The 14936-nt window shown below is 51.2% G+C and carries 13 protein-coding genes; 1 reads left to right on the top strand and 12 read right to left on the bottom strand.

What is annotated here, in order from left to right:
• Window positions 1-19: 19 nt before the first annotated feature.
• From uvrC to DW922_RS11900, 3 genes are all read right to left on the bottom strand, one after another.
• Window positions 20-1930 (bottom strand): excinuclease ABC subunit UvrC, encoded by a 1911-nt coding sequence (gene uvrC, locus DW922_RS11910; protein WP_118726679.1) that lies wholly within the window; start codon window positions 1928-1930, stop codon window positions 20-22.
• Window positions 1931-2014: 84 nt separating this feature from the next.
• Window positions 2015-2560 carry a DUF1653 domain-containing protein gene (locus DW922_RS11905; protein ID WP_118726678.1) on the bottom strand — a complete coding sequence of 182 codons (546 nt, stop codon included), beginning with the start codon at window positions 2558-2560 and terminating at the stop codon, window positions 2015-2017.
• A 26-nt stretch (window positions 2561-2586) separates the two neighbouring features.
• Complete coding sequence (locus DW922_RS11900; RefSeq protein ID WP_118726677.1) at window positions 2587-4191, bottom strand: putative glycoside hydrolase; 1605 nt, start codon at window positions 4189-4191, stop codon at window positions 2587-2589.
• Between the two features lie 232 nt (window positions 4192-4423).
• Here DW922_RS11900 and DW922_RS11895 point away from each other — a divergent pair, with 232 nt between their 5' ends.
• Window positions 4424-5902, top strand: a complete 1479-nt coding sequence (locus DW922_RS11895) for a DUF1846 domain-containing protein (protein ID WP_118543784.1) — start codon at window positions 4424-4426, stop codon at window positions 5900-5902.
• A gap of 81 nt (window positions 5903-5983) precedes the next feature.
• On the opposite strand, the gene DW922_RS11890 is transcribed toward DW922_RS11895, so the two are convergent.
• The 9 genes from DW922_RS11890 to rimP form a co-directional block, all read right to left on the bottom strand.
• A complete protein-coding gene (locus tag DW922_RS11890; RefSeq protein WP_118726676.1) occupies window positions 5984-6937 on the bottom strand; it encodes a bifunctional riboflavin kinase/FAD synthetase in 954 nt (317 codons plus the stop codon).
• Between the two features lie 2 nt (window positions 6938-6939).
• Window positions 6940-7935: a tRNA pseudouridine(55) synthase TruB gene (truB, locus tag DW922_RS11885; RefSeq protein ID WP_118726675.1), complete on the bottom strand. Its 996-nt coding sequence runs from the start codon at window positions 7933-7935 to the stop codon at window positions 6940-6942.
• Window positions 7935-8903, bottom strand: coding sequence for a bifunctional oligoribonuclease/PAP phosphatase NrnA (locus DW922_RS11880; RefSeq protein ID WP_118719794.1), 969 nt, complete (start codon window positions 8901-8903; stop codon window positions 7935-7937). Before DW922_RS11880 ends, truB begins: the two co-directional genes overlap by 1 nt.
• 15 nt (window positions 8904-8918) lie before the next feature.
• Window positions 8919-9284 (bottom strand): 30S ribosome-binding factor RbfA, encoded by a 366-nt coding sequence (gene rbfA, locus DW922_RS11875; RefSeq protein WP_118531946.1) that lies wholly within the window; start codon window positions 9282-9284, stop codon window positions 8919-8921.
• Window positions 9285-9417: 133 nt separating this feature from the next.
• On the bottom strand, window positions 9418-12282 hold the full coding sequence (gene infB, locus DW922_RS11870; RefSeq protein ID WP_118726674.1) for a translation initiation factor IF-2: 2865 nt from the start codon (window positions 12280-12282) through the stop codon (window positions 9418-9420).
• Window positions 12269-12604 (bottom strand): ribosomal L7Ae/L30e/S12e/Gadd45 family protein, encoded by a 336-nt coding sequence (locus tag DW922_RS11865; protein ID WP_118720367.1) that lies wholly within the window; start codon window positions 12602-12604, stop codon window positions 12269-12271. Before DW922_RS11865 ends, infB begins: the two co-directional genes overlap by 14 nt.
• Window positions 12597-12866, bottom strand: a complete 270-nt coding sequence (locus DW922_RS11860) for a YlxR family protein (protein WP_118531989.1) — start codon at window positions 12864-12866, stop codon at window positions 12597-12599. The genes DW922_RS11865 and DW922_RS11860 overlap by 8 nt, the downstream gene beginning before the upstream one ends.
• 100 nt (window positions 12867-12966) lie before the next feature.
• A complete protein-coding gene (nusA, locus tag DW922_RS11855; RefSeq protein ID WP_118543778.1) occupies window positions 12967-14121 on the bottom strand; it encodes a transcription termination factor NusA in 1155 nt (384 codons plus the stop codon).
• 27 nt (window positions 14122-14148) lie between these two features.
• Window positions 14149-14613: a ribosome maturation factor RimP gene (gene rimP / locus DW922_RS11850; protein ID WP_118543777.1), complete on the bottom strand. Its 465-nt coding sequence runs from the start codon at window positions 14611-14613 to the stop codon at window positions 14149-14151.
• Window positions 14614-14936: the final 323 nt, after the last annotated feature.

The following is a 14936-nucleotide window of genomic DNA, read 5'->3' as shown; positions in this document are numbered from 1 at the left end:
AAACTACAGCGTTACTGTTTTACACGTTTCCGGTTTCCTCTACGACCTCCACCGGCACATCCTCCTTCTTTTTCCGGAAAAAACGGTAAACACTCTCTGCCGCAGCACGGTTCATGCCAGGCACCTGGGCAAGTTCTTCCTCACTGGCGGCCTGCACCGCCTCGATGGACTGGAAATGCTTCATCAGCGCCTTGCGTCTGGTATCGCCGATTCCCGGAATATCATCTAAGATCGAGCGTACCTGGCTCTTGCTGCGCAGGCTGCGGTGATACTCGATTGCAAAGCGGTGTGCCTCATCCTGGATACGGGTAATAAGCCGGAAGCCTTCCGAATGCCGGTCAATGGGAATCTCCACATTCTGGTAATAGAGTCCGCGGGTGCGGTGATTGTCATCCTTTACCATGCCACAGACCGGAATGGAAAGTCCAAGCTCCGAAAGCACCTCCTCCGCAATATTGACCTGTCCCCGGCCGCCATCCATCATCAGAAGGTCTGGGAAGCGGGTAAAGCTTCCGAACTGCTTCTCCACACCGCGTTCCTTCAGCTGGGATAATTCCTCCAGACCGTGGGTAAAGCGCCGCATCAGCACCTCACGCATGGAAGCGTAATCGTTTGGCCCGATAACAGTCTTAATGCGGAATTTGCGGTAATCGCTGCGTTTGGGCTTGCCGTCCTCATAGACGACCATGGAACCAACCGATTCATATCCAGAAATATTGGAGATATCGAATGCCTCCATCCGGCGCACCCCGGAAAGACCAAGCCAGGAAGCCACCTCGTTCATAGCTCCCGTAGTGCGCATCTCCTCCCTCTGGTTCCGCTCAAAATCCTGCCGCAGCACCATGGAAGCATTTTTCCGGGCCAGCTCGACCAGCCGCTCCTTTTCTCCCTTTTTCGGCACCACAATGCGGACCTTCTGTCCTTTTCTGGTGCTGAGCCACTGCCCGATCACCTCCGTGTCCTCCAGCTCCTGCTGCACCCACAGTTCTTTTGGCAAAAACGGGGTTCCGGCATAAAACTGCTTCACAAAGCTGGTCAGGATCTGGCTGCTTTCCTTTTCAGCACCAATACGGATGCCAAAATGCTCCCGCCCGATCAGCTTGCCTTCCCGCACAAAGAAGACCTGCACCACTGCGTCCGTGTCATTCATCGCCAACGCGATGATATCGCGGTCCTCCATACTGCTGCTGGTAATCTTCTGCTTCTGGGCTACCTTTTTGACACTGGCCAAGAGATCCCGGTATTCCGCCGCCTTTTCGTATTCCATCTTTTCAGCTGCATCCATCATCTGATGCTCCAGCTGCTTTAAGAGATTGTCATAATGTCCGTTTAAGAACTCCAGCACCTGCCGGATATGTTCTGCGTATGCCTCTTTGCTGATATAACCCTGACACGGCGCGTCGCACTGCTTAATGTGATAATTTAAGCAGGGCCGGTCTTTACCGATGTCACGCGGCAGAAAACGGTTGCAGGTGCGCACCTTATAAAGCTTGTGGATCAGATCGATCGTATCTTTTACCGCTCCGGCACTGGTGTATGGACCAAAATACCGGCTCTTGTCCTTTTTCATGGTCCGCGCAAACTGCACCCGCGGAAAATCTTCTCCCACCGTCACACGGATGTATGGATAGGCCTTATCATCCTTTAACATGGTATTGTAGCGGGGCTGGTGTTCCTTGATCAGGTTGCATTCCAGCACCAGGGCCTCTAACTCCGAATCCGTCACAATGTACTCAAACCGGGCAATGCGGGAGACCATCTGCTGGATCTTGGCCGTTTTTCCGCGGCTGCTCTGAAAATACTGGCGCACCCGGTTCTTTAAGCTGATGGCCTTACCCACATAGATGATCTCATCCTTTGCATCGTGCATGATGTAGACGCCCGGCTGGGACGGAAGCTTTTTCAGTTCCTCTTCAATATCAAATAACATCGTTTTCTGTCTTCCCTTTCTCGTGCACTGTCTGTCAAAATTTCCAGGGATTCTGCTGAAGCTTCGACTGTCCCTGCAAAAATTTTAGCGCAGCCTGCTGCCATCATACCGCTTCTGCATGGTGAGGAAACGGCGCACCGCGTAAAGCTGCTCCTGCAATGATCCACGCTCTGGCTTCATGTCAAGCACCAGATACATGCTGTCCAGTTCCTGCTGGGTAATGCGGTTTTCCAGCTGCTTTAAGCATTTCATACGCAGGTCAAAATCCTCCGTGTCCAGAAACTGGATAAATGCCGGATCCGGAGCGCGGTCGGCATAGTGCTGCGTAATTTTCTGGTCTGATTCGAATGGTGCCATGTCCAGCGATTCTTCTGCTAACTCCGGGCTCTGTCCGGAAAATTCTACCCGTTCAAACCGCCACTTCTGGCTCACTTCCGGGTATTTCTCGTGATCTACCTCACTGGTAAACATATCGTAGGGCCGCACATACACCCCGTAGTCCCCGTAAAGCGCCTGGTAAACTACCATGCGTTCTCCAGTCTCTGAGTGCTTTGCCACCGCCACGATCTGGTACAGTTTATTTTTAAAATGCCGGTAAAATTCGCCCGGTCTTACGATTCGCTCTGTCATAGTTGATTCCTGCCTTTTTTCTTTATTTACACGGTTGGCGGAAGTGTTGTCCCAGTCTCCGGCGGAGTTCCCGGCTCCTCTACGGTTTCCAGCGCTTCCGAAAGAGCCTGGGCCGCCGGGAAATCCCCGACAGCCAGCTTTTCTCCTTTTTTGCCAGAAGAAGCATTCCCAACTGCACCGGCCTTTCCAGCAGAAGCAGAATTTTCCCTTTGTGTTTCGCCTCCACTCTGTGCTCCGTCTCCGCTCCGTTCTTCCGCTCCAGTTTGCGCACTAGCATCAGGCGGCACCGTCAGGGCATCATGCCCGGCTTCTTCCGGAGCATAGGTTGTCTCCGGAAGCCCGGCTCTGGAAGCTTCGATTGCTTTCTGTTCCTCCTCTGCCGCCTCCGGCGTTAAGAGTCCGTCCCAGTCGTAGGTGCAGGCTGCATCCCACAAAAGCCACTCGTTGTAGCCGCAGTCATAGACTGCCCGGATCTGGTCACGCACCTGCTCCCCGCCATATGGGATATGATTTTTCAGCCAGCTGGCCGTAAAATCCTGAAGCCACGGACGGACCTCTGCCACATGCTCTCCATTTAATCCGGCAAAGTATAATTCCTTTCTGGACTCGGTCAGCGCCGCACAGATAGTATCATACGGACGTATATCCGGGTGATCGATCCCATAGTTCCCATCTGAATAATGGGACGGATAGATCATAGGGCTGATATAATCCAGATGCTTCGCCATCTCCCCGTAGATCTGTCCGACGGAATCCGCATTCACATCACTGTTGATGATCGCGCCAAACACATCGGCCGACACAAACAGACCCTCTGCACTCAGCTTTTCATACTCGTATTCCATAAACTCTAGAATGATATCCGTCCGGCTGCGCCCCTTTGTGTCTTCCTCATCAAAGACGGCATCACGCATGCCTTTTTCCGTGCAGAAGCGCACATAGTCAAACTGGATCTCATCGAATCCCAGCTTTTTCGCTTCCAGTGCAACCTCCGTCAGATAATCCCAGGCTTCCTGTTTGTAAGGATTGACCCAAGCGTGGTCATCGCGGTCTTTAAACACGGTTCTATCGGACTTTTTCACACACCAGTCCGGCTGTGCCTCAGAAAGCCACGCATCGCGGAATGCCGGGATCCGCGCAATGGTATAGATGTTGTGTTCTTTCAGCTTCTGCATCAGCCCGGCCATATCTTCAATATAAACCTTCGTCGAACCAAGCTGGTTTATGAGCGGAGACTCCGTCTCGCACACTACGCGGCCAAAGTCATCCTTAAAATCAATGACCAGCGCATTGGCCTCGGTCTTATCAAACTCCTGAAGCAGATTATCCACCATGGCCGGAGTTCCTGCCACATAAGCAGAAATATAAATGCCCTTTGCCTTTATAGCATCCCGGTGCGGTCTGGATTCAATTTCAATTTCTGATATTAATTTTTGTTCTTCGGCTTCTGCATTCTGCCCTGCTCTGTCTGCTGCTGCATCCGCTTCCGTCTGATCCTGCGCATCGTTCCCCACCACGATCGGATCAGGTGCCGTGGCAATTTTCTCAGCATTATGGCGAAAGCTGCATCCCGTGATTGCAAAAATAAACAGTAACAGACCGGCCAGAAGCCATCTTCGTTTTTCTTTCATGCGCGTAATTCCTCTCCTGCATTCTAATTCTGTACGGAATTTTCAGTTTCGTTAGACATCAGTGAGATGCCAGTGGCGCACCCATTGATTCAGGAAATTTCTATCGCGTACAGTAACGTAAACCCACAGTATAAGCCGATTATAACACACATTCTATTTTTTTGACAAATCCAGGTGCAAAACGGACGCATCTATGATACAATAGCTCGCATGGAAAGGGGTATTAATTACTATGAAAATTGGATTTGACAATCAAAAGTACTTAAAGATGCAGTCCGAACACATCCGCGAGCGGATCAGCCAGTTCGGAGACAAGTTATATCTGGAGTTTGGCGGCAAGCTGTTTGACGACTACCATGCTTCCCGCGTCCTGCCGGGCTTTGCGCCGGACAGTAAGCTGAAAATGCTTCTGCAGTTAGCGGACCAGGCCGAGATCGTCATCGCGATCAATGCCGCAGATATTGAGAAAAACAAGATTCGCCACGACCTTGGCATCACCTATGATGCAGATGTTCTCCGTCTGATTCAGGAATACCGCGACAAGGGTCTGTATGTCGGCAGCGTTGTTATCACCCGCTACACCGGACAGCCTTCCGCAGATGTCTTTAAGACAAAGCTTGAGCATCTTGGCATCAAAGTATACCGTCATTATCCGATCGACGGATACCCGAACAACATCGCCCACATCGTAAGCGACGAGGGCTATGGAAAGAACGACTATATCGAAACCACCAAGCCGCTTGTCATCATCACCGCACCGGGACCTGGAAGCGGAAAAATGGCTACCTGCCTCTCCCAGCTCTACCATGAGAACAAGCGCGGCATCAAGGCTGGCTACGCAAAATTCGAGACCTTCCCGATCTGGAACATCCCGTTAAAGCATCCGGTCAACCTGGCATATGAGGCCGCTACCGCAGATTTAAACGATGTCAACATGATCGATCCGTTCCACTTAGAGGCTTACGGCGTGACTACCGTTAACTACAACCGTGACGTCGAGATCTATCCGGTTCTGGCTGCCATGTTCGAGGGCATCTACGGCTACTGCCCGTACAAATCCCCGACTGACATGGGCGTCAATATGGCCGGAAACTGCATCATCGATGATGAGGCATGCCAGGAGGCATCCCGCCAGGAAATCATCCGCCGTTACTACCAGGCATTAAACCGCGTGGCAAAAGACAAGGGCAGCAAGGACGAGGTTTACAAGATTGAGCTCCTTATGAAGCAGGCTAAGATCACAACCGACATGAGAAGTGTCGTTCCGGTTGCTGTAAACCTTGCCAAAGAGACCAACGCACCGACTGCAGCCATGGAGCTTCCGGACGGAAAGATCGTCACCGGAAAAACCACTGCCCTGCTTGGAGCTTCCGCAGCAGTCCTGTTAAACGCAGTCAAAGAACTCGGCGGCATTTCCGACGACATCCACTTAATCTCCCCGACCTTCATTGAGCCGATCCAGGGATTAAAGACCGGATACCTTGGAAGCAAAAACCCGCGTCTGCACACCGATGAGGTACTGATTGCCCTCTCCATGTGCGCCGCAACCGATCCGAACGCAAAGCTTGCATTAGAGCAGCTTCCGAAATTAAGAGGATGCGAGCTTCACACCTCTGTTATGCTCTCCTCTGTTGATACCAACACCTTCAAGAAGCTGGGCCTGAACCTGACTTCTGAACCGATCTACGAAAACAACCGGCTGTATCACTAATAGCCTAATTTTCTGGTTTACTATTATCTCACGAAAAAGGAGGCATTCCCATAAACAGGGAATGCCTCCTTTTCCGCTCTATTATGCTTTTGTCCCAAACATTTCCGGATGCGCTGCCACATACGCGGCCGCATATTCTTTATCTTTCCCGATCCGCTCTTTGAGTGCCTCCAGGGAGTCAAACTTCTGCTCCGGCCGCTCAAAATTTAAAAGCTGGACCTGAATGTTTTTTCCGTACAGATTTTCATCCAGTCCCATAACATAGGTTTCTACCCCGACCGGATTTTCTCCCTGGATCGTAGGTTTTCTGCCGATGTTGCTGACCCCGCCATAAAACGTTCCGTCGATCAGTACGCGGGAAACATACACGCCAAACGGCGGCAGATGCTTCTCTGGCGGCGGAAGGATATTGGCAGTCGGAAATCCCAGGACATCGCCGCCGATGTGGTTTCCATGTACCACGGTTCCGTGGATCGCATAAGGCTCACCTAAAAGCTCATTGGCTTTCTCGATGTTGCCGCGGTCCAGTTCTTCCCGGACATAGGTACTGCTGATATCCCGGTGCTCGTCCTGCTTTTTCTCGATGATGATCGTCTCGAACCCGTATTCCGGCCCCATCTTGCGAAGGAGCTCTGCGTTTCCGGCTCCTTTATAGCCAAAGCTGCAGTCCGGGCCGGCAACCACTGCCTTTGCGTGCATCTGGCCAGCCAGCACATCCGTGACAAAGCGTTCCGGCGACATGGTAGCCACCTCCCGGTTGAAGGGATACTCCACCAGATAGTCCATACCCATGACTTGCATGTTGTTGCGGCGTTCCTCGTTGGTGGTAATAACCGTCGCCCGCTTTCCTTCCACAACACCAAGCGGTGCCATGTCAAAGGTAAAGACTGCTGTCTTCCATCCGCGGCTTGCTTTTAAGTGCAGCATTTCTTTTAACAGCTTCTGGTGTCCCTGATGCCGCCCGTCAAATTTTCCAATGGTTACCACGGTTGGTTCCTCGATACAAAACTCCCTGGTCCCGGTAATTACCTTCATAACTAGTTTCCCCCAAGAAATATTTTCTGTGGCTGATAACGCCGTTTTTCTTCGCTGTAGCGGTAAATGCCAATGAAATGATGCTCACTGTCGTAGACCCGGACACCATCGAAGCGGTCTGCAGCCGATGCAGCCAAATTATGTTCGCTTTCAGAGCAGGCAGATAATTCTGCGTCCAAATTTCCTCCGCTCACAGATTTATCCGGCATTTCATGCTTCATCTCCTCTGCCAGCTCCGCCGTAAACGGATTCCCGTTATGTACCAGCTTGTCCCCTTCTCCCGGTTTTGTCACCAGCGCTGGAAGTCCCAGGAATACGCCTTCTACCGGGACCACGTATTCTTCTACGCGTCCTTCATCCCGAAGTTTCTCAATCTGGGACAGGGTCAGGCTGTCTTCCAGCTTAAAGCGGTCCACGCGGGTGCGGAGCAAAGATTCCATGCAGCCGCCGCAGCCCAGTTTTCTTCCAATATCGTAGCACAGGGTACGGATGTAGGTTCCCTTGGAACAGGTCACGGAAAATGTCACACGCGGCAGATCCACCTGCCCGATCTGGATATCCAGAATCTGAACCGGTCTTGGCTGACGCTCCACTTCCTTGCCCTGACGGGCCAGCTCGTAAAGCTTTTTCCCGTTGACCTTTAAAGCAGAGTACATCGGCGGGATCTGCATATAGTCACCAAGAAAGCTGTAGATTGCCTCCCGCACGGCTTCTTCGGTTACCTCGACCGGATACTCTGCCAGAACTGTTCCTGTAGTGTCCTGGGTATCGGTCTCCTGTCCCAGAAGCAGCACAGTGCGGTAGGTCTTGGTCTTATCGGTCAGCATATCGCAAAGTCTGGTGCCCTTGCCTAAACAGACCGGAAGTACCCCTTCCGCTGCCGGGTCCAAAGTACCAGTGTGCCCAATCTTTTTCATGCGCAGGATGCCGCGAAGCTTCGCTACCACATCGTGGGAGGTAAAGCCCTTTTCCTTGTATACATTGATGATTCCGTCCACTAGGCGTTGTACTCCTTTATCTGCTTTTCAATCAGTGCGGAAAGGTTGTTGATGACATCGTGCACGCTTCCGCTCATCGTACAGCCGGCTGCCCGGACATGTCCGCCGCCTCCAAAGAAGGAAGCCACCTTGCTGACGTTCACAAAGTTGTTGGAGCGCATGCTTACCTTGTATACATGGTTCTCCGTCTCATGAAGGAAGATGGCCACCTCTACACCGTCCGTTACCCGAAGCTGGTCGACAATGCCATCCAGGTCGGATGCTTCCACGCCGTAGAAATCCATGTCCTGCTTGCGCACAACACTGAAAATGCATTTGCCGTCTAAAAACAGCACACTCTCCAGCACAGCGCGTCCCATAATCTGGTTCTGCACATAGGTCTTTTTATAAAAGCTGCCGTCGATGATCTGAGAGAAGTTAATCCCTTTTTCCATCATCACTCCGGCTACTTCCATGGTCTTTGCGGTGGTATTGCTGTTTTTAAACACGTTGGTATCGTGGATGATGCCGGTATAGATGCACTCTGCCACCTCTTTGCTGATCTTTTCTTCGTCCAGAAAATCATACAAAAATTCACAGGTTGCACTAGCACTGGCATTTACAAAGTTGCTTGCAGCATAGCCTTTGTTGGTAATGTGGTGATCGATGCAGATGCTGGTCTTTGCAGTATCCAGATACACCACGTTGTTTCCGAGGCGTTCCCGGTCTCCGCTGTCTAAGCAGATGCAAAGCTCATACTGTTTTCCGGTATTGGAATCGGAACTGATCCGCTCAAACTGCTTTAAATAAGAAAACTTCACCGGAGGAGTCTCCAGATAGACATCCACCGTCTTTTCCGGATACTGCTCCGTAATATAGTTGCACACAGCAAGGCAGGAGCCCACACAGTCTCCGTCCGGTCTCACATGACCGGCAATGGCGATCGTGCCTGCGGCTTCCACCATTTCCATCAGTTTGCGTTCCTGCATTTACTGTCACTCCTTTCAGTCTTTCAAGTCTTTGGTGACCTCGTCGATCAGTCTGGACATGTTCACGCCATACTCGATGGACTGGTCCAGAACAAAGGTGATCTCCGGGGTATTTCTTAAGTTGACACGGTGTGCCAGCTCTCTGCGGATGTAGCCGACCGCACTCTTTAAGCCAGTCAGGGCATCCTTCGCGCGCTCCTCGTCGCCAAGTACGCTGATGTACGCCTTGCAATATTTTAAATCCGGCGTAACCTCTACTGCCACAACAGAAGTCATGGCACCATTTACACGCGGATCTTTGATCTCGGTGCGGATGATCTCACTGAGTTCTCTCTGCACTTCCATGTTGATTCTTGTATTTTTGATGCTGTTTTTACGCATTATTTTTCTTCCTCTCTAAATACTCTTAAAGGAAGCACCGGGCAAAACTGCCAGTGCTTCCTTCCTTAAGTTTCGGGGATCCATGACTGCCTGACATATCACTACAGCCACGAAATTTTCAAATCCTAAAATCCTAGCGCGGTACCTCTACCATCATGTAAGCTTCTACCATATCGTCTTCCTTGATATCGTTGAACTTCTCGAATACAAGACCGCACTCGTAACCGGTTGCAACTTCCTTGACATCGTCCTTGAAACGCTTTAAGGAAGCAAGCGCACCGTCGAAGATCTGCTCGCCATCACGGGTAATGCGGCAGGAGCATCCTCTCTGGAATTTACCATCCATAACATAAGCACCTGCAATGGTACCAACGCCGGATGCCTTGAAGGTCTGGCGGACAACTGCGTGACCGATGACCTGCTCCTCGTATACCGGGTCAAGCATACCCTTCATAGCTGCCTCGACATCCTCGATTGCCTGGTAGATGACGCGGTACAGACGCAGGTCTACCTTCTCGCGGTCTGCGATGGACTTCGCGGTAGCATCCGGACGTACGTTAAATCCGATGATGATCGCGTTGGAAGCGGATGCCAGGGATACATCGGACTCGTTGATCGCACCAACGCCGCCATGGATGACTTTGACTACAACTTCCTCGTTGGACAGTTTTACAAGACTCTGTTTTACTGCCTCTACGGAACCCTGTACATCTGCTTTTACGATGATCGGCAGTTCCTTCACATTACCAGCCTTGATCTGGCTGAACAGATCATCCAGGGAAATCTTAGCCTTGGTGTCTGCCAGTAATTTATTCTTGCTCTCAGAGATGAAGGTCTCTGCGTAGCTTCTTGCCTCTTTCTCGTTCTCGGTTGCCATCAGCACGTCGCCTGCACCCGGAACATCATTTAAGCCGAGGATCTCAACCGGCATGGACGGACCAGCCTCTTTGACTCTGCGGCCCTTATCGTCCATCATTGCACGGACTTTACCATAGCACGGTCCTGCGGTTACGTTATCGCCCACACGCAGGGTACCTTTCTGTACCAGAATGGTAGCAACCGGTCCTTTGCCCTTATCCAGCTCAGCCTCGATGACAAGACCTCTTGCGCGGCGGTTCGGGTTTGCCTTTAACTCTTTTACCTCTGCAGTCAGAAGGATCATCTCCAGAAGTTCCGGAATACCTTCCTTGGTGTGTGCAGATACCGGTACGAATACGGTATTTCCGCCCCAGTCCTCCGGAATCAGCTCATACTCAGCCAGCTCCTGCTTTACGCGGTCTACGTTTGCAGATGGCTTATCAATCTTGTTGATGGCAACAATGATGTCAACGCCTGCAGCTTTTGCATGGTTAATTGCCTCAACGGTCTGCGGCATAACGCCATCGTCTGCTGCTACAACCAGGATCGCGATATCGGTAGACTGAGCACCACGCATACGCATTGCGGTGAATGCTTCATGTCCCGGGGTATCCAGGAAGGTGATCTGCTGTCCACGTACATCTACCGTGTAAGCACCGATGTGCTGGGTGATGCCGCCTGCCTCGCGGGAGGTAACGTTCGTCTGACGGATCGCGTCAAGCAGGGAAGTTTTACCATGGTCAACGTGTCCCATAACGCAGACTACCGGCGGTCTGGAAACCATATCTTCCTCGTTCTCCTCGTCCTCTTTTAAGAGCTCAGCGATGACATCGACCTTCTCCTCTTTCTCGCAGAGAACATCGTACTCTACTGCGATCTCCTCAGCCTGCTCGAAGTCAATCTCGGAGTTTAAGGTTACGATCTTGCCCTGTAAGAACAGCTTCTTAACGATTGCAGACGGCTGCAGCTTCATCTTGTCAGCCAGCTCCTTGATGGTCAGAACATCAGGAATGGTAATTACCTTTACGGTCTCCTCTACCTTCTCCTCAACCGGCTTCTGCGGCATGATGAACGGATGCTTGGAAACCTTGCCATTCTTGTTTCTTGGTCCGTCTTCCATCATTCTGGTCTTATCGTATTTATCTTTCTTGTGTGCATTGTTGGTCTGCTGACGGTTGTTGGTTGGCTTGGTCTGGATCGGGGTATCATAGTTCTTGGAGCCGCCGTCTCTCTGACCCGGTCTTCCTGCACCGCCCTGACGGTTTCCGCCAAAGCCACCCTGGCGGTTATCGCGGTTTCCACCGAAGCCGCCGCCCTGGCGGTTGTCTCTGTTGCCACCGAAGCCGCCGCCCTGACGGTTGTCTCTGTTGCCGCCAAAGCCGCCGCCCTGACGGTTGTTATCACGGTTAAAGCCGCCCTCGCGGTTTCCACCAAAGCCACCCTGGCGGTTGTTATCGCGGTTTCCACCGAAGCCACCCTGGCGGTTGTTGTCACGGTTTCCGCCAAAGCCGCCCTGGCGGTTGTTGTCGCGGTTTCCGTTAAAGCCGCCCTGACGGTTGTTGTCGCGGTTTCCGTTAAAGCCGCCCTGGCGGTTGTTGTCGCGGTTTCCGTTAAAACCACCCTGACGGTTGTTGTCGCGGTTTCCGTTAAAACCACCCTGACGGTTGTTGTCGCGGTTTCCATTAAAACCACCCTGACGGTTGTTATCGCGGTTTCCGTTAAAACCACCCTGACGGTTGTTATCGCGGTTTCCGTTAAAGCCGCCCTGACGGTTGTTGTCACGGTTTTCTGCGGTCTGTGCCGGTCTTGCCTGCTGTCCCTCTGCCGGTTTGCTTGCCTGTGGTGCTGCTGCCTGCTGCGCCTGTGCAGCTGTGCTCTGTGCCTGCGGGCGTGCTGCCTGCTTCGGCTGTGCCGGTCTCTGCTGGGAATTCTGCGGACGGTATACCGCTGCCAGCTTCTTCTTCGGTGCTGCACCCTCAGCCTTCTGCTCAGATCCGCCCAGAGCCTTCTTTACCATGCTGACCTGTGCATCACTTACATTGGATGAATGGGATGTTACATCCTGATGGTTCTTCTGTAACACATCTAATACGTCTTTGCTGGTCTTCCCCAGCTCTTTTGCCAGTTCATTTACTCTCATACTCACTACCTCCGATTATATTCATTTGTTTCACGATTGCCTTTGCCAGTCCTGCATCCACAACGGCTAACGATGCACGCATCTGCTTGCCCATGGAATGCCCAAGTTCCTCTTTTCCGCCTAAAAACAAGATGGGGACTTTATAGTAAGTACACATATTGGTAAACATTTTTTTCGTGTTGTCGGAAGCCTCCTCTGATACGATGACCAGGTGGGCTTTTCCGCTCTTTACGGCTTTCTCCGTAGAGAATTCTCCGCTTGCAGTCTTCCCGGCCTTGGTTGCCAGTCCGACCAGGTTCAGGATTTTCTGTCTGTTATCCAAGCTGTTCCATCTCCTTTTCCAGTGTCTCGTACACCTCTTTTGGAATTGCCATCTTGAAAGAACGCTCCAGCCCTTTTCCCTTTACTGCTTTTTTGAAGCAGTCCATAGACGGGCAGATGTAAGCGCCGCGCCCGTTCTTTCGTCCGGTCGCATCGACTACGAATTCCCCTTCCGGTGTCTTCAGTATACGGATCATTTCTTTTTTGTTTTTCATTTCGCCGCAGCCGATACACTGTCTCTGCGGAAATTTCTTCGCATTCACCAATTGCTCACTTCCTATTCCAATCTTGTTCCAGTCTTACAGGTAACTGTCCGGTAACTGTCCGGTAACTTTCCGTTACACGCCCAGTCTGTTTTTGCGTTTAGAACTCTTCTTTGTTCTCTGAATAATCATCGGTAGCGGATACTTCGAAATCAGCATCCAGGTTGTCATAGACACCCTCTTCCTGATAGTCGATTCCCATTTCCTCGAACAGGCCCAGCTCTCTTGCCTGAGTCTCACTCTTGATATCGATCTTGTAACCGGTCAGACGTGCTGCCAGTCTTGCATTCTGTCCCTCTTTACCGATTGCCAGGGAAAGCTGGTAATCCGGAACGATAACCTGTGCCTCTTTGCTCTCTTCGTCTGCAACAACGCAGATGACCTTTGCCGGGCTAAGTGCGTTCTCGATCATGAATGCCGGGTTCTCATCCCAGGTGATGATATCAATCTTCTCACCGCGCAGCTCGTTTACGATGGAGTTGACACGGGCACCATTCATGCCGACACATGCGCCAACCGGATCTACGTTCGGGTCGTTGGAGCATACAGCGATCTTGGTTCTGGAGCCTGCCTCACGGGCGATTGCCTTGATCTCAACGGTGCCGTCTTTTACCTCGGTAACCTCTTCCTCGAACAGGCGCTTTACCAGGTCCGGATGAGTGCGGGATACAGAGATACGCGGTCCCTTCGGGGTGTCCTTAACTTCCAGGACATACACTTTGATACGCTCGGTCGGCTTAAATACCTCGCCCTTTACCTGCTCAGCCTCGTTTAAGATCGCGTCAACCTTTCCTAAGTTGATGCTGACATTCTTGCCAAGGTAACGCTGCACGATACCGGTTACCACATCTTTCTCTTTCTGATACCACTCGTTGAACTGCATGCTGCGCTCTTCCTCGCGGATTTTCTGCAGGATGACGTTCTTTGCGTTCTGGGTAGCAATACGTCCGAAGGACTTAGACTCGATCGGGCAGTTGATGATATCACCTAAGAAGAACTTCGGGTTTTTCAGTCTTGCTTCTGCGTAGCTGATCTGGGTTAACGGATCTTCTACCTCTTCCACAACCTCTTTCTCTGCGTATACAGAGAAATCACCGGTCTCCGGGTTGATGTTTACTTTGATGTTATCTGCTTTGCCGAAATGGTTCTTGCAGGCAGTCAGCAGAGAGTTCTCGATTGCTTCAAGCAGGGTAGCCTTGCTGATGTTTTTTTCCTTTTCCAGCAGGTTTAATGCCTCGATTAATTCCTTATTCATGGTTTTATCCTCCTAAAATCCTTCTGTTTAAAAATCAAACGCCAGCCGGATCAGTGCAATGTCCGGACGTTCAAATACCAGTTCGCCCTCTGCCGTTTCGATGGTCACAGTTTCTTTATCGTATGCTTTTAAGATTCCGGTAAATTCTTTCTGTTTGTTCTGGGCCTTGTAAAGACGGATTTCTACTTCCTCGCCCAGGCTGCGCTCAAAGTCACGCTCCTTCTTCAGCGGACGGCCAAGTCCCGGGGAGCTGACCTCCAGAATGTAGCTGTCCTCGATGAAATCGGTCTGGTCAAGCCAGTCACTCAAAATACGGCTGATGACCTCACAGTCGTCTACCGCAATGCCGCCCTCTTTGTCAATGTAGGCACGCAGATACCAGGTGCCGGCTTCCTTTACATATTCCACATCCCAGAGTTCAAAATTGTGCTCTGCAAGAACCGGAAGCAGGAATGCTTCTGTTTTGGATTCGTATTCTTCTCTTCTTGTCATGATTGTCACCTCTCTTCACGTCATGCACTGACAATCCGCTGTTTGCAGATCATTCTTTGCCATTCAGACTGATGGGCAGCTGCCTCTTGTCTTCCAGCCATACCAAAAGTACCTGTGCAAACTGCGCATTCCGGCATCACCGCGCTCTGGCAAAAAATTGAGAGTGGACGTATGCCCACTCTCAGACTGTCAGATTATCATGTTATCGTTGTTATTATAGCACCTGTTTTTCGGAAATGCAAGGGCTTTTGTGCCAATAAAATGGAATAATATAGAAATAATAACATGGAAATTTTTATCACAGGGAAAGCCCGCAAAGGAAC

It is taken from the genome of Clostridium sp. AM42-4 (assembly GCF_003480105.1).
GTDB lineage: Bacteria > Bacillota > Clostridia > Lachnospirales > Lachnospiraceae > Brotaphodocola.
This window is presented reverse-complemented; position numbering and strand designations above follow the sequence as displayed.